The organism is Microbacterium sp. CFBP9034 (assembly GCF_034045255.1).
Lineage (GTDB): Bacteria > Actinomycetota > Actinomycetes > Actinomycetales > Microbacteriaceae > Microbacterium.
Genome location: NZ_JAXCWC010000002.1, coordinates 122,751 through 146,915, shown reverse-complemented (window position 1 = coordinate 146,915; position 24,165 = coordinate 122,751). Strand labels below are relative to the sequence as shown.

General features: G+C 71.4%; 23 protein-coding genes and 1 pseudogene. 10 read left to right on the top strand and 14 right to left on the bottom strand.

Annotated features, from left to right (window positions below):
* From SOM19_RS11995 to SOM19_RS11975, 5 genes are read left to right on the top strand one after another with little or no spacing between them, the layout of a single operon-like run.
* On the top strand, window positions 1-891 hold the full coding sequence (locus SOM19_RS11995) for an ABC transporter permease (RefSeq protein WP_320486838.1): 891 nt from the start codon (window positions 1-3) through the stop codon (window positions 889-891).
* Between the two features lie 10 nt (window positions 892-901).
* Window positions 902-1,846 carry an ABC transporter ATP-binding protein gene (locus tag SOM19_RS11990; RefSeq protein ID WP_320486837.1) on the top strand — a complete coding sequence of 315 codons (945 nt, stop codon included), beginning with the start codon at window positions 902-904 and terminating at the stop codon, window positions 1,844-1,846.
* Window positions 1,836-2,684 (top strand): ABC transporter ATP-binding protein, encoded by an 849-nt coding sequence (locus tag SOM19_RS11985; RefSeq protein WP_320486836.1) that lies wholly within the window; start codon window positions 1,836-1,838, stop codon window positions 2,682-2,684. The genes SOM19_RS11990 and SOM19_RS11985 overlap by 11 nt, the downstream gene beginning before the upstream one ends.
* Window positions 2,685-2,707: 23 nt before the next feature.
* On the top strand, window positions 2,708-4,057 hold the full coding sequence (locus tag SOM19_RS11980) for an NtaA/DmoA family FMN-dependent monooxygenase (RefSeq protein ID WP_320486835.1): 1,350 nt from the start codon (window positions 2,708-2,710) through the stop codon (window positions 4,055-4,057).
* Window positions 4,058-4,070: 13 nt separating this feature from the next.
* Entirely contained in the window at window positions 4,071-5,429 is a 1,359-nt protein-coding gene (locus SOM19_RS11975) for an LLM class flavin-dependent oxidoreductase (protein ID WP_320486834.1), read from the top strand.
* Window positions 5,430-5,485: 56 nt separating this feature from the next.
* Here SOM19_RS11975 and msuE read toward each other — a convergent pair whose 3' ends face one another.
* The 11 genes and pseudogenes from msuE to SOM19_RS11920 form a co-directional block, all read right to left on the bottom strand.
* Window positions 5,486-6,076 carry an FMN reductase gene (gene msuE, locus SOM19_RS11970; protein ID WP_320486833.1) on the bottom strand — a complete coding sequence of 197 codons (591 nt, stop codon included), beginning with the start codon at window positions 6,074-6,076 and terminating at the stop codon, window positions 5,486-5,488.
* Entirely contained in the window at window positions 6,073-6,702 is a 630-nt protein-coding gene (locus SOM19_RS11965; RefSeq protein ID WP_320486832.1) for an alkylhydroperoxidase domain protein, read from the bottom strand. The genes msuE and SOM19_RS11965 overlap by 4 nt, the downstream gene beginning before the upstream one ends.
* Window positions 6,699-7,322 carry a CMD domain protein gene (locus tag SOM19_RS11960; protein ID WP_320486831.1) on the bottom strand — a complete coding sequence of 208 codons (624 nt, stop codon included), beginning with the start codon at window positions 7,320-7,322 and terminating at the stop codon, window positions 6,699-6,701. The genes SOM19_RS11965 and SOM19_RS11960 overlap by 4 nt, the downstream gene beginning before the upstream one ends.
* Entirely contained in the window at window positions 7,319-8,353 is a 1,035-nt protein-coding gene (locus SOM19_RS11955) for a putative FMN-dependent luciferase-like monooxygenase (RefSeq protein WP_320486830.1), read from the bottom strand. Before SOM19_RS11955 ends, SOM19_RS11960 begins: the two co-directional genes overlap by 4 nt.
* Window positions 8,350-9,996: an ABC transporter ATP-binding protein gene (locus SOM19_RS11950; RefSeq protein ID WP_320486829.1), complete on the bottom strand. Its 1,647-nt coding sequence runs from the start codon at window positions 9,994-9,996 to the stop codon at window positions 8,350-8,352. The genes SOM19_RS11955 and SOM19_RS11950 overlap by 4 nt, the downstream gene beginning before the upstream one ends.
* On the bottom strand, window positions 9,993-10,946 hold the full coding sequence (locus tag SOM19_RS11945; RefSeq protein WP_320486828.1) for an ABC transporter permease: 954 nt from the start codon (window positions 10,944-10,946) through the stop codon (window positions 9,993-9,995). Before SOM19_RS11945 ends, SOM19_RS11950 begins: the two co-directional genes overlap by 4 nt.
* Entirely contained in the window at window positions 10,943-11,920 is a 978-nt protein-coding gene (locus SOM19_RS11940; RefSeq protein ID WP_320486827.1) for an ABC transporter permease, read from the bottom strand. The genes SOM19_RS11945 and SOM19_RS11940 overlap by 4 nt, the downstream gene beginning before the upstream one ends.
* An 18-nt stretch (window positions 11,921-11,938) precedes the next feature.
* Window positions 11,939-13,573, bottom strand: a complete 1,635-nt coding sequence (locus SOM19_RS11935; protein ID WP_320486826.1) for a TIGR04028 family ABC transporter substrate-binding protein — start codon at window positions 13,571-13,573, stop codon at window positions 11,939-11,941.
* Between the two features lie 166 nt (window positions 13,574-13,739).
* Window positions 13,740-15,137 (bottom strand): NtaA/DmoA family FMN-dependent monooxygenase, encoded by a 1,398-nt coding sequence (locus tag SOM19_RS11930; protein WP_320486825.1) that lies wholly within the window; start codon window positions 15,135-15,137, stop codon window positions 13,740-13,742.
* 115 nt (window positions 15,138-15,252) lie between these two features.
* Window positions 15,253-15,987, bottom strand: a pseudogene (locus tag SOM19_RS11925) (sulfurtransferase); the annotation flags it as partial.
* 142 nt (window positions 15,988-16,129) lie between these two features.
* The gene (locus tag SOM19_RS11920; protein ID WP_320486824.1) at window positions 16,130-16,981 is read right to left on the bottom strand and encodes a potassium channel family protein; all 852 of its coding nucleotides are present in this window, start codon (window positions 16,979-16,981) and stop codon (window positions 16,130-16,132) included.
* Window positions 16,982-17,056: 75 nt separating this feature from the next.
* On the opposite strand from SOM19_RS11920, the gene SOM19_RS11915 reads away from it, so the two are divergent.
* Window positions 17,057-17,338 (top strand): DUF6412 domain-containing protein, encoded by a 282-nt coding sequence (locus SOM19_RS11915; protein WP_320486823.1) that lies wholly within the window; start codon window positions 17,057-17,059, stop codon window positions 17,336-17,338.
* Between the two features lie 99 nt (window positions 17,339-17,437).
* Entirely contained in the window at window positions 17,438-18,190 is a 753-nt protein-coding gene (locus tag SOM19_RS11910) for a YidC/Oxa1 family membrane protein insertase (RefSeq protein WP_320486822.1), read from the top strand.
* Window position 18,191: 1 nt separating this feature from the next.
* On the opposite strand, the gene SOM19_RS11905 is transcribed toward SOM19_RS11910, so the two are convergent.
* Window positions 18,192-18,758, bottom strand: a complete 567-nt coding sequence (locus tag SOM19_RS11905; protein WP_320486821.1) for a potassium channel family protein — start codon at window positions 18,756-18,758, stop codon at window positions 18,192-18,194.
* Window positions 18,759-18,949: 191 nt separating this feature from the next.
* Between SOM19_RS11905 and SOM19_RS11900 the strand changes: the two genes are divergently transcribed.
* The 3 genes from SOM19_RS11900 to panB are packed head-to-tail and all read left to right on the top strand — an operon-like array spanning window position 18,950 to window position 21,461.
* Window positions 18,950-19,705, top strand: coding sequence for a DUF2520 domain-containing protein (locus tag SOM19_RS11900; protein WP_320486820.1), 756 nt, complete (start codon window positions 18,950-18,952; stop codon window positions 19,703-19,705).
* Window positions 19,702-20,553, top strand: coding sequence for a pantoate--beta-alanine ligase (panC, locus tag SOM19_RS11895; RefSeq protein ID WP_320486819.1), 852 nt, complete (start codon window positions 19,702-19,704; stop codon window positions 20,551-20,553). The genes SOM19_RS11900 and panC overlap by 4 nt, the downstream gene beginning before the upstream one ends.
* Complete coding sequence (gene panB, locus SOM19_RS11890; RefSeq protein ID WP_320486818.1) at window positions 20,550-21,461, top strand: 3-methyl-2-oxobutanoate hydroxymethyltransferase; 912 nt, start codon at window positions 20,550-20,552, stop codon at window positions 21,459-21,461. The genes panC and panB overlap by 4 nt, the downstream gene beginning before the upstream one ends.
* A gap of 13 nt (window positions 21,462-21,474) precedes the next feature.
* Here the strand turns inward: panB and SOM19_RS11885 are convergent, their stop codons facing one another.
* On the bottom strand, window positions 21,475-23,148 hold the full coding sequence (locus SOM19_RS11885; protein WP_320486817.1) for an MFS transporter: 1,674 nt from the start codon (window positions 23,146-23,148) through the stop codon (window positions 21,475-21,477).
* Window positions 23,145-24,164: a glutaminase A gene (gene glsA / locus SOM19_RS11880; RefSeq protein ID WP_320486816.1), complete on the bottom strand. Its 1,020-nt coding sequence runs from the start codon at window positions 24,162-24,164 to the stop codon at window positions 23,145-23,147. The genes SOM19_RS11885 and glsA overlap by 4 nt, the downstream gene beginning before the upstream one ends.
* Window position 24,165 lies beyond the last annotated feature (1 nt).

Genomic DNA, 24,165 nt, shown 5'->3' with positions numbered 1-24,165 from the left:
GTGATCCGGCGCATCCTCCGCCTGCCGACCGGGCGCTTCGCCGTCGCATTCCTGCTCTTCATCGCGTTCCTCGCCGTGTTCGGGCCGCTCCTGGCCCCGTACGACCCGCTGCAGGGAACCGACGACGCGCTCGCGCATCCCAGCGCGACGCACTGGCTCGGCACCGACTACCTGGGCCGCGACGTCCTCAGCCGCATCCTGGCCGGCGCGACGATCAGCGTGCTGGGAGCGGTGCAGGTCGCAGTCATCGCCCTCTTCGTCGGGGCGATCCCCGGCATCCTGTCGGTCTACCTCGGCCGGACGTTCGAGTGGTTCACGCTGCGCTTCGTCGACACGCTCATCGCGCTGCCGTTCCTGGTCTTCGCGGTGGCGGTGACGGCGCTGCTCGGCAACGGCATCCCCCAGGCGATGCTCACCGTCGGCATCCTCGTCTCACCGCTGTTCTACCGTGTCGCGCGCGCCGCCACCCTGTCGGTCGCCCGGTCGCAGTACGTCGAGGCGGCGATCCTGTCCGGCGCCTCGACCGGGTGGATCGTCCGGACGCACGTCTGGAGCAAGGTCCTGCCGCCGATCGCCGTGGCGCTGGCCAACACGATGGGCGTCGGCTTCGTGGTCGTCGCGAGCCTCACGTTCCTGGGCATCGGCGTGCAGCCTCCGGCTCCGACCTGGGGCGGGGTACTCGCCTCCGACCTCGGCTACCTCAACTATCGCCCCTACGCGCCGCTGTTCACGACGGCGCTCATCATGCTCACGGTGTGGGCGTTCAACCTGCTCGCCGACGTCATCCGCGACGTCGCCGGCGAGTCCGGGCGGGCGCTGCTCGCCGAGCACGACTCCGACCGACGAACCAAGAACGACGCGACGCCGCAGCCGGCCGCCGCGAAGGCCTGAGGAGCACGATATGACGAACATCCTGAGCGCGGTGCGCACGGCACCCACCGAGACCGTCTCCGACGCGGGCAGCGTCGCGTCCGACGGCGAGGCGATCCTGCGGGTCGACGACGTGCGGATCCGCCATCGCCACACCGGCGAGGAGGTCGTCCACGGAGTGTCCTTCGAGCTCCGCCGCGGTCACGTGGTGGGCATCGTGGGCGAGTCCGGGAGCGGCAAGACCCTCACCTGCCGGGCCGTGCTCGGCATCCTCCCCCGTCTCTTCGAGGTGTCGGGCGGCCGCATCGAGGTGCTCGGACGCGATGCGGCGACCCTCACGGCGCGCGAGTGGACCGAGCTGCGCGGCACCAGCATCACCGCGGTGTTCCAGGACCCGGGCTCCTACCTCAACCCCTCGATCCCGGTCGGCGCGCAGATCGCCGAGGCGATCAGGGTCAAGCGACACGTCCGTCGTCGCGAGGCGAAGGCCCGTGCGCTGCGGCTCCTCTCGGATGTGCGGCTACGCGACCCGGAGCGCGTCTACCGCAGCTACCCCCACGAGCTGTCGGGCGGGATGCTGCAGCGCGTGCTGATCGCGAGCGCGATCTCGCTCGACCCCCAGATCCTGATCGCCGACGAGGTGACGACCGCGCTCGACGTCACGGTCCAGGCCGAGATTCTCGACCTGCTGCTGGACCTCAGGGCCGAGCACGGTCTCTCGCTGATCGTGGTGTCGCACGATCTTGCGGTCGTCGCGCAGACCTGCGACGAGGTGCTGGTGCTGCGCGAGGGCACGGTCGTCGAGCACGGACCGACGGCGGAGATCCTCTTCGACCCGTCGCACGACTACACGAAGCTGCTGATCGACGAGCACAACCACTACGGCCTCGACCGGTTCCGCACGCAGGACGCCGCCGCGCTCGAAGCCGGCCTCGCAGGCGCCGCGTCGGAGGAAGGCGAGCGACGTGTCGCCTGAGCCGGTGGAGTCCGAGCCCGTCGTCGAGGTCGCCCACCTCGACGTCTCGTTCGGCGCCGGCCGCGACCGCGCACGGGTGATCCACGACGCCACGTTCGAGCTGCGCGCGGGCGAGTCGGTCGGACTGATCGGGGAGACCGGATCGGGCAAGTCCACATTGGCCCGCGCGATCGTGGGACTCGTGCGTCCGAGCAGCGGGAACGTGCGGATCGCCGGCGAGGATGTGACCGGGTTCGGCGCCCGCCAGTGGCGCGACTTCCGCCGGCGCGGCGTCATCCAGTACGTGTTCCAGGACCCGCTGCGCGCGCTCGATCCCGATCTCACCATCGGCCAGTCGCTGTCGGAGCCGCTCCAGGTGCAGCGGCGGCTGTCGCGCCAGCAGATCGACGATCGCATCGCCTACCGCCTCGAGCAGGTGCGCCTCGATCCCGATCTGCTCGAGCGGTTCCCCGGCGAGCTGTCGGGCGGGCAGCGTCAGCGCGTGCTCGTCGCGCGCGCACTGGCGACCGAGCCACGGGTCCTGATCCTCGATGAGCCGGTGAGCGCGCTCGACGCCGCGAACCGGGTCGGAGTGCTGGAGATCCTCAACTCGCTCCGCGCGAGCGGCACGTCGATCGTCTTCATCTCGCATGATCTCGGCTCGGTCGCCGGCGTCACCGACCGCACGATCGTCCTCTACCGCGGCGAGCTGGTCGAGGTCGCCGCCACCAGCGACGTCGTCAACCGCCCCGTCCACCCCTACACGCGCCTGCTGGTCGGCTCGGCGCCGACGCTCTCCGCCGGCGCGATCGACCGAGAGCGGCGGGCCGAGCTCCGTCGCCTGCTCGAAACCCCCTGACACGCCACACGGAGGAGTCCACCATGTCCGAACGAAAGCTCAAGCTCGCCCTCAGCGTCTACGGGGTGGGGGGTCCCGGCCAGCACAGCCTGTGGAAGGACCCGCGCATCCCGGCGAACGCCAGCATCGACATCGACTGGTACATCGCCCGCGCGAAGCAGGCCGAAGCGGCGAAGCTCGATGCGCTCTTCATCGTCGACAGCCAGTTCATCAACGCCACCTACCCGTCGCACTACCTCAATCGGCTCGAACCGCTCACGCTCCTGTCCGCCGTCGCCACGCACACCACGCACCTCGGCCTGATCGGCACGCTCAGCTCTACGTACAACTCGCCGTTCAACGTCGCCCGCCGATTCGCCTCGCTCGACCACATCAGCCACGGCCGCGCCGGGTGGAACGTCGTGACCAGCTTCGACACCGGCACCTCGCGCAACTACGGACTCGACGAGCACCTCGACTACGAGACGCGCTACGGTCGCGCCCTCGAGCACGTCGAGGTGGTGCGCGGACTCTGGGACTCCTACGAGGACGACGCGTTCGTCGCCGACGTCGAGGCCGGAGTCTTCCTCGATCCCGAGAAGCTGCACGCGCTCAATCACCGGGGCGAGCACTTCCGGGTCGACGGTCCCCTCAACCTCTCGCGTTCGCAGCAGGGTCAGCCCGTGATCTTCCAGGCGGGCGTCTCGGAGGAGGGCCGCAATCTCGCCGCTCACGTCGCCGAGGGCATCTACGCGCCCGGTGAGGACTACGACTCCGCGGTGGCGTACTACGCCGATGTGAAGGGGCGCCTGGCCGCGGTGGGCCGCGACTGGGACGATCTCGTGATCCTCGTGGGGGCCACTCCGGTGATCGGGTCGACGGATGCCGAGGCCCACCGCCTGGCGCGCGAGATCTACGAGTCCGACAACGACTTCGACCGCAAGCTCGCCGCCTTCGGGCGCGCGTTCGGCGCCTACGACTTCTCGGTCCACGACCTGGACGCGCCGTTCCCGGATCTCACCGAGGAGGCCGAGCGCGGCGGGCGCACGCGGGGCGGTCGCATCCTGCAGCGAGCCCGCGAGGGCGGCCTGACCCTGCGCGAGACGGTGCTGGAGTTCACGCAGTACACGCCGTCCCCGTTCATCGGCACGCCCGAGACCGTCGCCGACACGATCGAGCGGTGGTTCTTCGGCCGCGCCGCCGACGGCCTCAACCTCCGCCTGCGCACGCCGGACGACATTGACGCGTTCACGAGCGAGGTCGTGCCGCTGCTGCAGCATCGCGGGATCTTCCGCACCGAGTACGAGGCCGACACCCTGCGCGGCAACCTGGGGCTGCGCGTCCCCGAGAACCGCTATGCCCGCGCACCCGAGCCCGCCACGGCCGGCGTCTGAAGGAGACCGAACCATGACCAAGCGCCAACTCAAACTCGGACTCGTGCTCACCGGTGCGGGCGGACCCGGAAACCACAACCTGTGGCTCGATCCTGCCGTCCCCGCCGACGCCAGCGTCGACATCGAGTGGTACATCGCCCACGCGCAGAAGGCCGAGGCGGCCAAGTTCGACCTCGTCTTCATCGTCGACAGCCAGTTCATCACCCCCGACTCGCCTCCTCACTACCTCAGCCGGCTCGAGCCGCTCACGCTGCTGTCGGGCGTGGCGACCCGCACCAACAGCATCGGCCTGGTCGGCACGCTGACCACTTCGTACAACTCGCCGTACAACGTCGCCCGGCGGTTCGGGTCGCTCGACCACATCAGCGGCGGACGTGCCGGCTGGAACGTCGTGACGAGCGGCGACGCAGGCACCGCCGGCAACTACGGCCGGGACGAGCACTACGACTACGACACCCGTTACGGCCGGGCGAGCGAGCACGTCAAGGTCGTGCAGGCGCTGTGGGACTCGTACGAGACCGACGCACTCCCCCGCGACCGCGGCACCGGGCAGTTCCTCGATCCCGGCAAGCTCCATGCGCTGAACCACCGCGGGGAGCACTTCTCGGTGGCAGGGCCGCTGAATCTGGAGCGCCCGCCGCAGGGGCACCCGGTGGTGTTCCAGGCCGGGGACTCGACGCAGGGCCGCGACCTCGGCGCCGAGGTGGGAGAGGGCATCTTCACGCACGCCGCGACCCTGACGCAGGCCAAGGCCTTCTACGACGACATCAAGGGTCGCGCGGTGCGGACGTTCGGCCGCCGTCCCGAGGGCCTCGTCATCCTGCCGGGCGTCGGTGTGATCGTCGGCGACACCGACGAGGAGGCGCGCGAGCTCGAGCGCCACTACCGGAGCACGGACCACTCGTTCGATCAGGCCCTCGCGGAGTTCGGGCGCTCGTTCGGCTGGCACGACTTCCGGCAGTACGACCTGGACGCGCCGTTCCCGCAGGAGACCCTCGTCTTCGCCGAGAACAGCTTCCGCACCGGAGCCCAGCGGATCGCGGCTCTCGCGGCGGAGCAGCGCCTCACGCTCCGCCAGGTGGTGCAGAACAGCCTGCAGCGCGCGCCCGGCGCCTTCGTCGGAACGGCCGAGACGGTCGCCGACCGGCTTCAGGAGTGGTTCGAGGCGTACGGCGTCGACGGCTACAACATCCACGCCGCCCACCCGGCGCAGCTGGACCGGTTCATCGACGAGGTCGTGCCGATCCTCGTCGATCGCGGCGTCTTCCGGTCCGAGTACGAGTCCGACACCCTGCGCGGCAACCTCGGCCTGCCCGTGCCGGGCAACCGCTACGAGGCGCGAGCGGATGCGGCGGTCCCGGTCGGAGTCTGACCGGCGCAAGAAGAGGGGCGGAGCCGATGCGGCTCCGCCCCTCTTCGCGTTCCCGCTCACCAGGTCGTGACGTACTCCGAGGAGCGCACGAGCGAGGCCTGCTCGACGATGGGAAGCGACCGGTCCACGGCCTGCGCGACCCGGCGCCGGATGTCGGGCGACACGAGCCTGTCGCTCGTGAAATCGGCATCCGAGGCGTAGACCCCGACCGGCAGCGTGAGCGCCTGGAAGAACGAGAACAGCGGACGCAGCTGGTGATCGAGGATCAGCGCGTGCCGCTCGCCGCCCCCGGTCGCGGCCAGCAGCACCGGCGTCCCCACGAGCTCGTACTGCCCGACGAAGTCGAACAGGTGCTTGAAGAGCCCGGTGAACGAGGCCCGGTAGACCGGCGTGCCGACCACGAGCAGGTCGGCCGACTCGATGAGCTCCAGCGCCTCTTCCACCTCGGGTGCCACCTGGTCGCGCCGCAGCGCACCGGCGAATCCGGGCCCGAGCGCCGTGACCTCGATCAGCGTGGGCTCGGCGCCGGTGCGGGAGGCGACCTCGTCGAGGATCGCCCGCACGAGCCCGGTCGTGCGGCTCGGCTCGTGGAGCGACCCCGAGACGCCGACGACCCTCAGCGGCCGGCCACCGACGACCGCGGTCACGGCGCCGCGTCCTCGGCGGGGGCGATCGGCCGCCCGATCGACAGCATCAGGCGGTTCGCCCAGTTGAAGAAGGCGGCGCCGTGGATGACGTCCGAGATCTCGAGGTCGTCGAGCCCGGCATCCCGCAGCCGATCGACGTGGGTCGCATCGAACGCGATCGGGGTCACGGTGAGGGCCTCCGCCGCGGCCACGATCGCGTTCCAGCGCTCGCCCAGATCCGTCGAGATGCCCTCATCGAGCAGCTGGTCGACGAGGTCGGCGCGCTTCGAGTAGTGCGCCGCGAAGCGAGCGTGCACCGAGGCGCAGAAGACGCAGCCGTTCACGCGGGAGGCCGCGGCCGCGGCGAGCTCGCGCTCGGCGCGGGGCAGCCCCTCGGCGACGTTGTAGAAGATGTCCTTGTCGACGAGGGTGCGGGCCCGCAGGATCTCAGGGTCGCGGACCAGCAGCCGGAAGTAGTCGCTCGAGGCACGCGGTCGGTCGACGAGCCCGTCGTAGTGGCGCTCGGTGAGCTGATCCTCGGGGAAGGGCTCGAGCCACGGCACCCAGCCCACCTCGGCGCGCGTGAACGCGTGGGGGTGGGGAGCGTCGTAGACGTAGGTGCGGACGTCGGTGGTGGCGCCGCTCATGCGGAGACCTCCTCGGTGGTCGGGGTGGCGGACGAGGCGAGCACACGCAGACCCGCGGCCACCCGCTGCTGGAACGCGAGGAACGACACGAGCTGCGACAGGGTGACGATGCCGTCGATGCTCCAGCCGGCGTCGAGCAGCCGATCGAGGGCCGGGGCACTCGCCTCGCGCGGGCGCGCCGTCAGCAGGTGCGCGTGCGCGAGCGCTGCGGCCAGGCGATCGCCGAGCAGGTCGCGGGTGGCGGGGCCGGGCTCGTAGCGCGCGCCATCGGTGCTCTCGCCCTGGAGCCCTGCTTCGACGTACGCGCCGAACGGCCCGGCGGTGGCGGCGGCGGATGCCTCCTCCAGCACCGCCTCAGCTCGCTCGGGGTCGGCCCGGCGGGCGCGATCGGCGTAGGCGGCCGAGGTCTCGTCGTCCGTCGTCACCCGTGTCGCGAATGCGGCGACCAGGGCCCGCTCGGCGACCGGGAACTCCGAGTCGTCGACGGGCGAGAACAGCGCCTCGAAGCTGGCCTGCAGCTGGTCGCGGGTCACCGGGCGGCGGCGCCGCACCGCGTCGAGCGGGGCACCGGGCCGGAGGCCCGTGAGGTCGTCGACCACATCGATCGTCTGGCTGGTCATGAGGATTCCTTTCCGAGCGGACTGAGGGCGGCGTCGCGGGTGGCCCAGCCGAGGGCCGGCGCGACGTCGGTGGCGAAGAGCTCGATCGAGCGCAGCACGAAGTCGTGGGGCGCGTCGACCGAGTGCACCTGGAACGCGATCTCGGCGGCGCGGCTGAGAGTCGCATCGGCGGCGAGCGACGCGGCGACCTCCTCGGGCGTGCCGAGATGGGTGTCGAGGGCGACGATGAGCTCGTCGAGCGAGTCGCCGGGAATGGTCTGGCCGGCGCGTCGGAAGCCCTCCGCCGCGCGACGCAGGCCGACCTCGGCGAACCGCAGCGCATCGGCGCGGTCGTCGGCCACGAACACGGTGCGGGATGCCGTCACCCTGGGCAGCGCGCCGGCGGGGAGTGCGTCGATGTACGCGTCGATGATCGGGTTCTGCAGCGCCGACAGTGGGGCGCCGAGCGCGTCCGCCGGGCGCGGCTGCGTGCGCGAGAGCAGCAGGCCGTGACCGTGCACGCCGGCGCGCGTGCCGCCCGGCGCCGAGAACGTCGCCTGCCAGATGCGATCGGCGAGGGTCCCGGCATCCGGATGCAGTGTGTTCCCGCCGCCGATCTCGCGCCCCTCGAGCGCATCGACCAGGGTCGTGAGCTTGCGGTCGTAGACCGCGGCCTTCGCGGCGACATCCTGTCCGAAGGGCACGAAGGAGGACGGCGTGCCCCCGCTGCCGAGCCCGAGGTCGATGCGGCCGCCCGACAGCAGATCGGCGACGACGGCGTCCTCGGCGACCCGGACCGGATCCTCGAGCGGGAGCGTGACGACGCCGGTGCCGAGGCGGATCTCGCTCGTCGCGGCGGCGGCGTGCGCGAGGAAGACGAAGGGCGAAGGCAGACCGCCCTCGGCGGCGCGGAAGTGGTGCTGCGCCACCCAGGCGCGTTGGATGCCGAACCGCTCCGCGTGGCGGATCTGATCGGTCGCCAGCCGGTAGCGCTCGGCCGGAGGGGCCTCGTCGAGCAGTCGGGTGAAGAAGGCGAGTGACGGCGCGGTCATGCCGCGACCTCCGATCGTCCGGGCACGGCGGCGAGCAGCTCGCGCGTGTAGTCGTGGGCGGGGGCTCTGAAGATGTCCTCGGTGCTGCCGGCCTCGAGGACGCGGCCGCGCCGCATCACCGAGACGGTGTGGCTGAGCCGGCGCACCACGGCGAGGTCGTGCGAGATGAACAGGTAGGTGAGTCCGAGCTCCTGCTGAAGGGACTCGAGCAGCTCGAGGATGCGCGCCTGCACGGTGACGTCGAGGGCCGACACGGCCTCGTCGAGCACGACCACGTCGGGCCCGATGGACAGCGCCCGGGCGATCGCGACGCGCTGGCGCTGGCCGCCCGACAGCTCGCGCGGCGAGCGCTCGAGCACGTCCGCCGGAAGCGCCACGCGATCGATCAGCTCGGCCGCCCTCGCCCGGCGTGAGGCGCGCGTGCCCTCGCGGAAGTTGTGGAGCGGCTCGGCCACGATCTGCTCCACGCTCTGCCGCGGATCGAGCGACGAGAACGGGTTCTGGTAGACGAGCTGGATGCGGCGCCGCAGCTGGCGGAGCGGATCGCCGCGGAGACCCGCGATGTCCTGCCCGTCCAGGTCGATCCGCCCGGCGTCGGGATGCAGGAACCGGGTGACGAGGCGTGCGGTCGTGGTCTTGCCCGAGCCCGACTCCCCGACGAGCGCATGCGTGGTGCCGCGACGCACGCGGAACGAGACGTCATCGACGGCGCGGAAGCGCTCGCGGCCCCGCCCTGCGAACTCCTTCACGAGCCCGTCGGCCACGATGGCGTAGGGGTTCTCCGCCGCGGCGGCCGAGGCATCCCGCAGGAACAGCGGCGCAGCCGGGCGCCGGAAGTCGGCCGTCGCGAGCGCCGGCGCGTCGGCCAGGAGCTGACGCGTGTAGGCGTCGGCCGGCGACGACAGGATGTCGGCGGTCGGCCCCTGCTCGACGATGGCGCCGTCCTTCAGCACGACCACCCGCTGGGCCCGGTCGGCCGCGACGCCGAGGTCGTGCGTGACCAGCAGCACGGAGGTGCCCTGTTCGCGCCGCAGGTCGTCGATGAGATCGAGGATGCGCCGCTGCACCGTCGCATCCAGCGCACTGGTGGGCTCGTCGGCGATGAGCAGCCGCGGCCGCAGGGCGATCGCGATCGCGATGAGCACGCGCTGCCTCATACCGCCGGAGAGCTCGTGCGGGTACTGCTTGGCGCGCAGCTCGGGATCGTCGAGGCCGACGCGCTCCAGCAGCTCGATCACGCGGGACCGGAGGGCCGCGCGATCGCGCGTGCCCCCTGCCGTGCGGGCGTGCAGGCGCAGGATCTCGGCGACCTGCACCCCGATCGGCCGCACCGGATCGAGCGACGACGCCGGGTCCTGAGGCACGAGGCCGACCTGGGCGCCGCGGACGCTCTGCAGCCGCTTGGGCGACCATCCGGTGATGTCGACCCCGCCGAGCTCGATCGACCCCGCGTCGACCGAGCCGCCCTCGGGCAGGAGCCCGAGCAGGGCGTGCGCCGTGGTCGACTTGCCCGAGCCCGACTCGCCCACCAGGGCCACGACCTCGCCCTCGCCGACCTCGAACGAGGCACCGTGCACGACCTCGCGGCGTCCGGTGCGCGACGCGTAGGAGACGCGCAGGCCCTCGATGCTGAGCACGCTCATCGCGTTCCCCTTCCGATGGACTGGCTGATGCGGTTGGCGCTCAGCACGACGATGACGACCACGAGACCGGGGAGCGTGGTGAGCCACCACGCGGTGGCGACGTAGTTGCGTCCCTCGGCGATGAGCAGGCCCCACTCGGGAGTGGGCGGCGGCGCTCCGTAGCCGAGGAAGCCCAGGGTCGAGATCGCGAGGATCGCAGCGCCGAACTGCAGCGCCGCGAGGCCGATGACGGCGGTCAGCGAGTTGGGCAGCACGTGGCGGGCGAGCACCGAGACGAACGTGCCGCCGCTGCCGAACGCGGCTTCGACGTAGTCGGTGCGCCGGACCCGGACGACCTCCGAGCGCGACAGCCGCGCGAACGACGCGACGCTGCCCACACCCACGGCGATGGCCGCGTTCACGGTTCCGAAGCCGAGCAGGATGATGATCGAGAGCGACAGCAGCAGTCCGGGGATGGAGAGCAGCACGTCCACGATCCGCATCAGGATGTCGTCGAGCACGCCGCCCACCGAGCCGGCGACGACCCCGATGAGCGTGCCGGCCGCCAGCCCCACCGTCACCGCGATGAGCGCGCCGGAGAGCGAATGGATCGCCCCGTACACGACCCGCGAGAACAGGTCGCGGCCGATCGCGTCGGTGCCGAACCAGTGGGCCGCGCTCGGAGCGAGCAGCTTGTCGGCGGGCACGCCCTCGATCGGGTTCTGGCTCGTGAACAGCCAGGGCACGACCGCCCACAGCACGGCGACCACGATGACCGCGATCGCCAGGACGAGGGTCCACGACGGCTGGCGGCCGGCGGCGAACAGGCGGGCGGCCGACGAGCGGCGCACCGGCTGTCCGAGCGCGGCTCCGGCATCGCGTGCGACGGGGTCGAGGACGGTTCCGGATGCCTCGTCCCGCGCGGCATCCGCCGTCGGCGTGGTCTCGGCGGGAACGACGGCGGCGCTCATGCGACGACCTCCACGGGGGTCTGGGTCGATCCGACCCGGGTACGGCGCGCGGTCTGACGCAGCCGCGGGTCGAGGACGGGGTACGCGAGGTCCACCGCGAGGTTCACGACGACGAAGGTGAAGGCCGCCACCACGACGATGCCCTGCAGCACCGGGATGTCCTGGTTCGCGACGGCTTGCTCCGTGAGCCGGCCGATGCCGGGACGCCCGAAGACCGTCTCGGTGACCACCGCCCCGCCGATCAGCTCGCCGAACAGCACGCCCGCGATGGTCAGGGTCGGCAGGATCGCGTTGCGGGCCACCGAGCGCCACAACACCCACGAGGGCGAGGCGCCCTTGGCGCGCACCACCGTGACGAACGGCTGCAGCTGCACATCGTCGATGCTGCGCACCAGGATCTGGGCGAGCGGCGCGGAGATCGGCACCGCCAGGGTGATCACGGGCAGGACCAGCCCGGCGACGGGATCGGCGCCGACGATGGGCACCCAGCCGAGTCCGAACGAGAAGACCTGGATGAGGAGGATGCCGAGCCAGAACACCGGCACGGAGACGAACAGCCCGGGAAGCGCCCGCAGCCCTTCACGCAGCCACCCGAACGGCGACAGCGTCGAGAGGAACGCGATGGCCGTGGCGATCAGGGCCGCGAGCAGGAACCCGAGCGCCGCCAGTGCCGCCGTCGCCGGCAGCGCCTCGCCGATCAGCTGCAGCACGCCCGTGCCGTACTGGGTGGAGTACCCGAAGTCGCCCTGGACGTACCCCCCGAGCGTCGCGAAGTACTGCTCCCACCACGGGACGTCGGCGCCGTAGGCCACCCGGATCGACTCGATCTGATCCGGCGTCAGCCCCAGCTCGGGGTTGTCGTACTTGATCAGGATCGCGTCGCCCGGCAGCAGCTGCAGCAGGATGAAGGTGGCCGTGAAGGCCGCGATCAGGACGATCGCGGCCTGCCCGGCGCGTCTCAGCGCGTAGCGCATGGATTCGGCTCCCGACGCCTACTGCTTGTCGAGCCACAGGTCGTAGAACAGCGGCCTCGCGACCGACTCGAACTCGACGCCGTGGACGTAGGGGGCGGTGCCGTACACCTGGGGCTCCTCGAAGAGCGGGATCACGTACGCCTGCTCGGCGAGGTAGTCCTGGACGGCCTGGGACGCCGCGATCCGCGCGTCGGCGTCGGGCTCCGACGCGACGGCCTCGAGGAGGCGGTCGAGCTCGGCGTCGTCCGACAGCAGCGTGTTGCGGTTCTTCGTGTAGAACTGGCTCTTGATGACGTCGAGGTCCGCGCGGCCGACCATCGAGTGGTACAGCGGGGTCTTGAGCGGATCCTTGATGTCCTCGGCGTAGGTGCCGGCGTCCGCCGCCTTCACGTTGAGCTCGACGCCGACCTCCTTGAGCTGCTGGGCGATGAGCTCGAGCGTCTGCTTCGAGAGCGGCTGGGGTGCGGCCTCGTAGACCGTGAGTGACAGGCGCTCGCCGTCCTTCTCGCGGATGCCGTCTGACCCCTCGGTCCAGCCGGCCTCATCGAGCAGGTCGGCCGACTTCTCCGGGGCATAGGCGTAGTGCGCCGACTCGTCCTTATAGCCGACCGCGGACGAGCTGAGGGCGGACGTGGCCACCGGGTAGTTCTCGGTGAAGATCGTGTCCACGACCTCCTGCGCGTCGACTGCGGCGACGAGCGCCTGACGAACGCGGAGGTCGCTGAGCAGCGGGTTGGTGAAGCGCAGGCTCAGGCCGTTGTTCACGCCGCGGGTCTGCGGGGCGTGCACCTCGAACCCGGCGCCGGCCACGCGCTCCTCATCGAAGGCCTGCACGTAGCGGATGTAGTCGGCCTGGCCGGCGAGCAGCGAGCCGATGCGCACGCTGTCCTCGGGCGTGACGATGAGGTGGATCTCGTCGAGGTAGGCGCGGCCCTGGTGCTCGAAGCTCGGCGGCGCCCAGTCGTAGTCCTCGCGGGCTTCGAGCGTCAGCTCGGTGCCGAGCTTCTCATCGGTGATCACGAACGGACCGGCGCCCACGATCTCGGTGGCGTTGCCGGCGCCGAACTCTTCCAGCGTGAGGTCGAGGGTGTCAGGAGAGAGCAGGCCGGAGTTGATGGTCGAGGTGGCCTGCAGGAAGCCCGGGGCCGGGGCGGCGAAGCGGAACGTCACGGTGTCGTCGTCGACGACCTCGCTCGACGCGTAGTTGTTGATCGCCTCCGAGACCGTGAGCCCCAGGTCGGCGTCGCCGAGTCCGTAGACGTCGAAGTTCTTCGCCACGGCCGCCGCATCGAGCGGCGTTCCGTCCGAGAAGGTGACGTCGTCGCGGATGTCGAACGTGTACTCCGTCGCGTCGGCGTTCACGGTCCACTCGGTGGCGATCCACGGCTCGATCTCGAGCGTCTCGGGGTTCTGCCACGTCAGCCGGGCGGCGATGTTGTTGACGAGGCCGCCGTTCGGGTAGAACCCCGCCTGCGGCGGGTAGAGGTTCGTGTACGTCTGGTGCTCGAGGTAGGTGAGCGTGCCGCCGGTGACGGGGTCGCCGGCCGCGGCCTGCGGGTCGCCGGTGGCCGCGCCGGAGGCGCAGGCGGTGAGCGACGCCGCGGTCAGGACCGCGAGAGCGCCGGCGAGGGCGCGTGATGCGGGACGGGACATGGTTTCTCCTGGTGCTGTTCGGGTGGAGGAGCGCCGGGTGCGGCGGTGAAGGTGATGGCCACGTTAGGGAGGCAGGCGCCGAGCCCGCCTGCCGGGATGTCACCGCCGTTCACCGTTCGCCCCGGGGCGTCACACCGCTTCACGCGGCGTAACAGTGCACGGCGTCTCAGCCGACGGGGACGCGTCCGTGCACGAGCCGCGGGGCGCCGAGCGACAGCCGTTCGCGCAGCGTCTCGCCGGTGCGTCCGAGCAGTCCGCGCCGGCGCAGCTCCGGCGCCGCGAGCTGCGTGAACGCCTCGAACTGCGCGGGCTGGAAGGCCGAGAGCACGTTGAATCCGTCGGCTGCGCGCGCCTCGCGCCACTGCTCGAAGTGGTCGGCGATCACGCTCGGCCCGCCGACGACGAAGGCCGCGGGCACGGCGTGCGCGGCGATGAGATGACGCCACGTGATCGGCGACTCACCGCCGGGCGAGCGGCCGGTGCGCACCCGCACGAGCTCGAGTGTGCGCGCGGCCGGCTCGTCGAAACGGGCGGCCACGGCAGCCGGTACTGCGTCGTCGACAGAGGCGGCGCGCACCGGATCGTCGGGTGCGACCCCGGCGGCGTCGAGGAAGGCGCCGAGCGATCGGTGGGGCGGGAAGGCCTCGCGGTCCGCGTGGCCGGACGACCCGTCGTCGATGGGCACGAGCAGCAGCAGACGGTCGACGATCGCGCGGGCCGCGGCATCCGTCTCCGCCACGACAGGAAGCACGGGGACGATCACCTTCAGGTCGTCGGGATCGCGGCCCGAGGCCTGTGCAAGTGCTCGGAGCTCAGTGCGCGCCTGGACGGCGGACGCGAGATCGGGCCCCGCGATGAGGGCGAGGTCCGCCTCGGTCGCGGCGAGCGCGCGGGACCGAGGCGAAGTGCCGGCGTGCACGATCGGCGGATGCGCCTGCGGCGGCCGGGCCACGTTCAGCGGGCCCGCGACGCGCACCTGCGTCCCCTCGAGTCCTGCCGCACGGAGGCCGCGCGGGTCGATGAGCACCCCGGCATCGGCGTCGGCGATCCAGGCGTCGTCATCCCACGACTCCCACAGCAGCCGCAGTGCCTGCACGAACTCGTCGGCGCGGTCGTATCGTGCGGTGTTGTCGGCGTGGGCGTCGCGGCCGTGGTTCCCCGCGGCACGCGGCTCGGCGCCCGTCACCAGGTTGATGCCGGCCCGACCGCCGGAGAGGAGGTCGAGGGATGCCGTCGCACGGGCGATCGCGTACGGGTCGGCGTAGGTCGAGTTCACCGTCGCGATGAGGCCGACGCGCTCGGTGATGCCGGCGAGGAACAGCACCGCGCTCACCGGGTCGATGCGGGCGAGGAGGTACGGATCCCGGAACTCGAGGTCGGGCCCGGTGGCGAGCCAGTCGCCGAAGAAAAGGTAGTCCAGGCCGGCGTCCTCGCCGAGGCGGGCGACGCGACGCAGGATCGCGGCATCCGTCCGGGGATCGGCGTGTGCTCCCGGGTACCGCCAGCCCGACGGGTATGCGCCGAGCGTGCGCACCATGGCGCCGACGATGAGCGGCTCGGTCACAGCCGGTTGCCTCGGCCGCCGGGGTCTGCCCCACGGCGACGAGACGACCGCGTGTGTGCGACCACTGGCTCCAGGAGCCCGGATAGACCGAGACGTCGATGCCGGCGATGGCGCCGGCGAGCGCCGTGTGCGAGGCGGCGATGCCCGAGCCGCAGTACGCCGCGACCGGAACGCCCTCGACGGCACCGGCGGCCGCGAACTCCGCACGGATCTCGGCGGCGGGGCGGAACTTCCCCGCGACGAGGTGGGTGGTCGTGGGGAGGTTCACAGCGCCGGGGATGTGTCCCGCCACCGGGTCGAGCGGCTCCACATCACCGCGATAGCGCTCGGGCGCGCGCACATCGAGCAGCACGCCCTTCCAGGGCCAGTCCTCGACGTCGTCGATGTCGGCGACGCCGTGGGCGATCTCGCGCAGCTCGACGTTGCCCGGGCGGGGCAGGACGTCGCCGGTCTCGAGCGGCAGCCGCTCGGTCAGCCAGCCCCGCAGCCCCCCGTCGAGCACCCGGATGTCGACACCGGATCTGGTGAGCATCCACCATGCGCGCGCCGCGGCCACCGAGTGCAGATCGTCGTACGCCACGACCGTGTCGCCGTCGTCGATCCCCCAGCGCCGCGCGGCGGCTTGCAGCTGCTCACGCGGCGGGAGCGGATGCCGCCCCTGACGTGGATCGTCGCGCCGGGCGAGCTCGCGGTCGAGGTCGACGTACACCGCGCCCGGGAGGTGCCCTTCGAGGTAGGCCGGACGCCCCTCTGGTACATCGAGCCGCCACCGCACGTCGAGCAGCCGAACGGTGCGGTGCTCGCGCAGCAGGTGCGCAAGCTCGAGCGCGGAGATCAGCGGGGAGGCCATGTCTTCATGCTCACGCCGTCCGCGCCGCCGCCGCGCGGTGTGACGACATATGCCGCGACTCTGCGTCACACGCCGTGACGCAGCGCAACACGGCGTCACGCGGGAATGCGATCGGAGCGGCCCTCGAACGCGTGTCGTTCGCTCATGCCGGACGGCCGGGGGCTCCATCCGCTCCGCCCAGAAGCGCCTTCACCTCGGCGAGACTGGCCTCCGACCGGGCGAGGAGCGTGCGCAGATCTTCGAGCGTCGCACCGGCCTGGTCGGGCACGGCGGCGACGACGGCCGGACCGGCATCCGGCTCCGAGTCGGCCGTGGCGGTCGCGGCATCCGACTCAGCGTCGCGCTTGCGCGGGGAGAGGAAGAGGTTCGCCAGGTAGCCGGTGAAGGTGCCGAAGATGCCGACGCCGATCACGATGATCACGGTTCCCGTGAGGCGTCCGGCCTCGGTCACCGGATACTGATCGCCGTAGCCGACGGTCGAGATGGTGACGATCGTGTACCAGAGGGCGTCGGACGCGGACGTGATGTTGGCGCCCTTCGCGTACTCCTCCACCCGGAGGATCATCAGGCTGCCGAACTCGAGCACGAGGATGCCCATGAGGAGCAGCACGAGGAGGGCGCTGCCGGCGCGGTCGCGCGTGATGGAGCGCCAGATCGCCCGCGGTCCGATGTCACGGAGCAGCCGCGACACCCGCACCAGCCGGAACACGCGGAGGATCTTCGCCTGCGGGAACGGCAGGCTGGCCAGCAGATCGGCCCACCCGAAATGCCGGAAGAAGTAGGCGCCGGCCGACGGCGCCGTGAAGATGCGGTACGTGAAGTCACCCAGGAAGATCGCGCTGAACAGGACGTTCATCACGTTCAGGATCTGCTGCAGCCCAGGATCCTCGACGACCGTGTAGACGAGGACGAGATTGAAGATCGACAGGATGGAGAGAAGGCCGATGAAGATCTCGTAGCCGGTGCTCTTGAGCTCGGTGCGCGGTGCAGACATGGCAGGATTCTGGCACTCCCCCGGGCTTCGAGGCCGCCATGTTAGCGTGAGGCTCACCAGCGAAAGGCGGTCACCATGCAGGAGACCGCCTCCGTCGTGCTCCGGTTCCTTCTCGAGATCCTCGGCGCCTCGGCCATGCGCGAGCCGAGCGCCCTGGCAGTCGCCGTCGCCGCGGTCGCCGTCGTCACGGTGCTGGCGCTCACGCTCGCCCTCGTCGACGTTCCCGCCTCGGCCGCGGGGTCCTCTCCCCACCCGCAGCGTGCGATCGGCGTCTCCGTCCAGCTCACGCAGAGCGATCCGGATGCGCCGGGTCACGCTCGCCCGCGTGCTCCGGGTCTCGCGGTCTCGGCCGCCTGACCCCTGGTTCCGCCCGTCCCCGCAGTGCGGGGAGTCTTCGGCGTCCGCCGGTGTCCTCGTGGCCATCCGCCACCCCTCGACACCGACCCTCGGAGACCCATGGACATCTACGCCTTCCCACCCATCGCCGCGATCCTCGACGCGGCCTACACCGGGCTCATGCAGCTCACCGCGCTGCTCGAACCCCTCGTCGGAGGTGCGGCGGCCGCGGCATCCGTCGTCCTCGTCACCCTGCTGGTCCGCGTGGCCCTCGTGCCCGCGGGGATCTCACAGGCCAAGGCCGAGCAGATGCGCAGCCGGCTTGCACCGAAACTGCGCGCGCTGCAGCAGCGGCACCGGCGCGATCGCGAGCGGCTCCAGCGCGAGACCATGAAGCTCTACGCCGACGAGAAGGTGTCGCCCTTCGCCGGCTGCCTCCCGCTCCTGGCGCAGGCACCGGTGGTCGCGGTCGTCTACGCCCTGTTCGCGTACCCGACCATCGCAGGGCACGCCAACGCCCTGCTGGCCGAGCAGCTGGTGGGCGTCCCGCTCGGCACGAGCCTCGCCGGAGCGATCGCGGGAGGCACGGCGACAGCGGCGACGTTTGCGGTCTTCGGCGCTCTGCTGGCGGTGATCGTCGTCGCCGCGGAGATCACGCGTCGCGCGTTCCGCCCACCCCTGATCGAGACAGCGGATGCCTCTCCCCTCGCGGCCCCGGGATTCCTGCGTGCGATGGGCGCACTGCAGTTCACGACAGCGGTGTTCGCGGTGTTCGTGCCGCTCGCGGCGGCGCTCTACCTCGCGACCACGGTCGTGTGGACGCTCGTGCAGCGGGTGATCCTGCGGCGGCGCTACCCGCTGGCGCCGGTCTGAGTCAGGAGGCGGCCGTGCGCTCGGGCTTGGCCTGACCGTGCTTGACGGCGACGGTGAGCAGGCGCAGTCCGGCGCCCAGGATGATGAGGTTCAGGACCATCTGCACGGTGACCAGCGCCCGCGCCGACTCGCTGACGGCCGCGATGTCGCCGAATCCGACGGTGGCGAACACGGTGACCGTGAAGTACAGCGCGTCGAGGCGGCTCATCGCTGCGGTGAAGGACCCGGCGACCCCCAGCTCCATGAGGAAGTACATCGCGGCGAAGAGCAGCAGGTAGAGCGGGGCGATGATCGCCAGTGCCGAGATCGCGCGCAGCCCCGGTTCCGCGGCCCGGATGATGGCAAGCACCTGCCACGCCGACACACCCACGAGCACCACCGCGGCGAACACGGCAGCGACCGCGACAGGCAGGTCGTCCACCCATTCGAGCGGGATGATGAAGTACAGCGTCACGAGGATCAGGGCGGAGACGAGCGCGCGCAGCAGTCCGAGCAGCACCACCCGGCGGCGCTGCCGGGGCGTCAGGCGGTCGAGTGGCGGTTCGACCCGGGCCGGCGGGTTGGTCATGCGGATGCCGTCCTTCTGCTCCGGGCGCGGGCGCGCCGGGTGGTGTGATCAGGTCAACCGTGACGCTCCCGCCCGCCGCCCGCGTCACCCGATCCGAATGAACTGGCGGGCGGTCGCGCTGGCGGTGGGTTCTTGCACGGCGTCGGGCAATGGGATACTCGTGTGGTCCGCACCACGAGCGGCCCCCGATCATGAACACCACGAACCAGCGCCGCACCGTCGCGAGCATCAGCGTCGTCGGGCCCGGCCGCGTCGGCCGCGCGGCCGCCCTCGCGCTGCGCTCCGCCGGATTCTCGGTCAGCGGCCCCAGCGGCCGTCGGGACGACATCGTCGCGTCCGAGGTCGTGCTCGTGTGCGTGCCGGATCGCGAGATCGCGGCGGCGGTGGCGGCATCCAGGGATCGCGCCCGGTTCGTCGGGCACACGTCCGGAGCGACGTCACTCGCGGCGGTCGCCGCCGACTTCAGCGTGCACCCGCTGCGCGCCTTCACGGGGCACGAGAGCGCCGATGCCTTCGAGGGCATCGGGTGCGCGGTCGCCGGTGCGACCCCCGACGCGCTCGCCGTGGCCACCGAGCTCGCACTCGCCCTCGGCGGCGAGCCGTTCGCGGTGTCCGAGGAGCAGCGCGCGGGCTACCACGCCGCGGCATCGATCGCCTCGAACTTCCTCGTCACCCTCGCGGCCGCCGCGGAGCAGATGGGCGCGGCATCCGGTCTCCCCTCCGACGAGTTCCGCAGGCACCTGGTTCCGCTCGTCCGCGGAACGGTCGACAATTGGGCCGAGCACGGACCGCGGGCGGCGCTCACCGGGCCGATCGCGCGCGGAGACGAACGGACGGTGGAGCGTCAGCGAGCCGCGGTCGCAGAAGCGGCCCCGGAACTGCTCGCCCTGTTCGACGAGCTCTCGGAGCGCACCCGAGCCCTGGCCCGGACGGAGACCCCCGAATGAGAATCGTCCGCAGCGTCGCCGCGGTGCGCACCGCGGTTCAGGAGGCCCGCGCGCGCGGCGCCGTCGTGGGCCTCGTGCCGACCATGGGCGCCTTCCACGAGGGGCACCTCTCGCTCATCCGCGCGGCCCGCGGCGAGAACGACCTCGTCGTCGTGTCGCTGTTCGTCAACCCGACGCAGTTCGGGGCGAACGAGGACCTCTCCACGTACCCCCGCGATGAGGCGCGCGACGCCGGTCTCGCCGAGACGGCGGGCGCCGACATCCTCTTCGCTCCGCCCGTGGAGGAGGTCTACCCGCACGGGTTCGCGACGACGATCCACGTGTCGGGCGTCACCGAGATGCTCGACGGCGCCCACCGCGGCGCCGAGCACTTCGACGGGGTCGCCACCGTCGTCACGAAGCTGTTCCAGATGGTGGCGCCCGACGCCGCGTACTTCGGGCAGAAGGATGCGCAGCAGGTGCTGGTTGTGCGGCGCCTCGTGCGCGACCTCGACATGCCGGTGCGCATCGTGGCCTGCCCGATCGTGCGCGAACCGGACGGTCTCGCGATGAGCTCGCGCAACGTCTACCTCGACGCCCCAGCACGCGAGAGCGCGACCGCGCTGAGCCGCGCCCTCGACGCAGCTGAGGCCACGGTCGCGGGCGGAGAGACCGGCGCCGATGCCGTGCTCGCGGCCGCTCACGCCGTGCTCGCGGCGGCCGGCATCGAGCCGGAATACCTCGAGCTGCGCTCCCCCGACGACCTGCGGGAGCTCGACAACGTCGACGGCGGCGCGCTTCTCGCCGTCGCCGCACACGTCGGACGCGCACGCCTGATCGACAACCGAATCCTGGAGGCCACCGCATGAGCGCCGGACCCCTTTCCGCGGCCGACGGGCCGGCCCGCCCCCGCGTCACCTTCGCGACCCTCGAGGCGCTGAAGGCCCAGGGCGAACCCATCGCCATGGTCACCGCGTACGACTATCCCAGCGCCCAGGTGGCCGAGGCCGCCGGGGTGGACATGGTGCTCGTCGGCGACTCCGCCGCTATGACGGTGCTCGGGCACGAGAGCACGGTGCCCGTGACCGTCGAGGAGATGCTGATGCTCACCGCCGCCGTGCGGCGCGGGCTGTCGACGCCGCTCCTCGTCGCGGACCTGCCGTTCGGCTCGTACGAGGGCTCGGACGAGCAGGCCGTGGCGACGGCCCAGCGCTTCATCAAGACCACCGGGTGCGACGCCGTGAAGATCGAGCGCGGCGGCTCGTCCGTCAATCGCGCGCGGGCCATCATCGCCGCGGGCATCCCGGTCATGGGGCACGTCGGCCTCACCCCGCAGACCGCCGCGACCATCGGCGGCTACCGGGCGCAGGGGCGCACCGCCGAAGAAGCGGTCGCCCTCTGCGAGAGCGCGATCGCACTGCAGGATGCCGGGTGCTTCGCCATCGTCTTCGAGGCGATCCCCACCGCGGTCACCGACGCCATCATGCCGCGGCTGACCGTGCCCGTGATCGGGATCGGCGCAGGGCCGAGCACCGACGGGCAGGTGCTCGTCTTCCACGACCTGCTCGGAATCTACGACGGTCACGCCGCCCGCTTCGTCAAGCGCTACGCCCATCTGCGGGAGGAGATGGTCGAGGCCGTGACGGCCTACGCCACCGAGGTGCGCTCGCACGAGTACCCGCAGCCCGAGCACGGGTACGGGATGCCCGCCGAGGAGGCCGCCAAGCTGCGCGCCATCCTCGACGCCAGCACGCCGCCGCGCGCCAAGCGGGCCTGAGTCCGGCCGATCCTCAGGCTGCGTCCCCCTTCGCTTGGGTGCGCTCGGCCTCGAGCGGACCCTCGCCCGTCGCCACGGACTCCGGGACCTCGCCGGGGCGGAACTTCGGCAGCCGGCTCGCCGGCAGGATCGCGAGGGCGCTGACGCCCGAGAGGATGAGCAGGCCGAGCTTCAGCGCACTCAGGCGAGCCTCCTCGTTGACGGCGACGGCCGCATCGACCTGCGCCGGAGTGGCATCCGTCTCATCGAGCACTTCACGCAGCCTGTCGTTGCTGACGAAGTTGACCCGGTCGAGGTCCACCTGCGACACCAGGGCGGGCGGAAGCTCGGGGTGGTCGACGAGCGACGAGACGACGTTCAGGCTGAGGATGCCGACCAGGAGGGCTCCGGCCACGGAGGTGCCGACGGCCGAGGCCAGGTTCTGGGTCGTGCCACGCACTGAGCCCACGTCGCCGGCGAGCTCCTTGGGCGACGCCGTGACGAGCACGTTGAAGACGAGTGTCACCAGCGCGCCCTGACCCACGCCGAACACGAACAGTCCGAGGATGGTGGGCAGCGTCTCCCAGTTGTTCGTCACCACGAATGCCAGCCAGATCAACGCGATCGTGGTGAGGCTGAACGAGAACATCCCGATCGTGCGCGGGGCGAAGCGCCGGTAGAAGCGCACAACGACCATCGCCGCGAAGAACACCGTGAGGTTGAACGGCAGCATGGCGAGGGAGGTGTCGAACGGAGTCCTGCCCTGCACGATCTGGATGTACAGCGGGATCGAGAAGTTCAGTGCCGCTTCGAGGCCGACCACGACGAACATCGCGTACACCGCGGCTCGCTCGCGCGACGAGCCGAACACCGACAGGCTGACGAGGGGCACCTTGCCGGCCTTCGTGCGGCGCCGCGTCCAGAGGAAGAACAGCTGTGCCAGCACGAGTCCGATGAGGATCAGCAGGGGTGCAGGCGAGAGCCCGAGGACGTCGAACGGAGCATCGGGCCGGGCTGCGACGATCCCCCAGTTGTTCAGGTTGTTCACGCCGAGGGTGAGCGACACGATGCCGAGTCCGATGAGCACGGCGGCGACCACGTCGATCTTGATGTGACGGTTGCCCGGCGCTCCGCGCAGCCAGAAGCTCAGCACGAAGACGGTGACGGCGAGCACGAGGACCACGATGAAGACCTGCCGCCAGCCGACCAGCGTCGCCAGGGTTCCGCCGATCAGGAATGCACTGACGCCCGCCAGCGCACGCGCCGACCCGAGCGATCCGATGGCCGTCTCCTGCTGGCTGCCGCGGTAGTTCTCGGCGATGAGGGCCACCAGCGACGGGACGATGATGGCGGCGGATGCCCCGGCCACGGCCTGCGCGGCGATCACCCAACTCACCGACGGCGCCGCGATCATCATGACCGCCGACCCGGCGAACATGGCGACGACGATGCGGAACATGATCACCCAGCCGACCCGCTGGCCGATCTTGGCGCCGACCATGACCAGCGCCGCGACCACCAGACCGTATGTGACGATCGCGGTGCTGACGTCGGTCGGCGGCACTCCGAAGTCGTCGACCATGCCGCCGAGGGAGACCGGAAGCGCCGACACGTTGTACGACATGAGGATCTGTGCGAGGAACAGCCCGATCATCGGCACCCAAGACGCGCGGTCGGTCCGGGGAGCTGCGGGAGAAGTGGTGGTCATGCGAGGTTCCCTCCGGGGAAGTGGGAGTCAGAGGCGAAGATGTTCAGGCCCAGGGCGCGGGACAGATAAGCCGTGGCGATCTGCCCGCGGACGCTGTTCCCCGCGCTGTCGAGGCGCGGCGCATAGGTGCCGATGCCGACCTTGCCGGGGGCGACGGTGACCAGTCCGCCCGCGACCCCGGACTTTCCCGGCAGCCCGATCTCGAACAGCCACTCGCCCGAGCGCTCATAGAGGCCGCTCGCGGTGAGCACCGCGAGCGTGTCACGGCAGACAGCCGCCGAGACGACCCGCTCCCCGGTCAGCGGATTGACTCCGCCGTCGGCGAGGGTGGCGCCCATCACGGCGAGATCGCGGGCATCGACGAGCAGTGCGCACTGGCGCGTGTACACGTCGACGGCCTCCGCCGGATCGACGCGGATGCGGCCGTAGCTCTCGAGCAGCTGGGCGATCGCCCGGTTGCGGTGGTTCGTCGCCGCCTCAGACCGATAGACCTCGTCATCGACCTCGAGCGCACGCCCGGCGAAGCGCGAGAGCCCGGTGAGCACCGCGTCCCACTGATCCTCCGCCGTCGCGCCCGGGAGAAGCGCCGTGGTCGCGATCGCGCCCGCATTGACCATCGGGTTCATCGGATGCCCGTCGTTCAGCTCGATGGCCACGACGGAGTTGAAGGCGAGACCGGTGTTGTTCACGCCGACCACGTCGAGCACCTCCTCGTGGCCGAGCGCCTCGCACAGCAGCGCGTAGACGAAAGCCTTGGAGATCGACTGGATCGAGAATCGCGTGCCGACGTCCCCGATCCCGTGGACGCCTCCGTCGACGTCGACCACGCACACGCCGAACGCCTCCGGGTCGGCGCTCGCGAGGATCGGTATGTAGTCCGCGACTGCGCCCTCGTGGTGCCGCAGCGCCCTGGCGTGCGCCGCGGCGGTGACCTCGTCGATGCGGCGGTGGGCGGGAACGGCGCCGGTCTCGGCGATCTGACCCACATCCTGGACATCGAGATCGCGCTGGCGCATG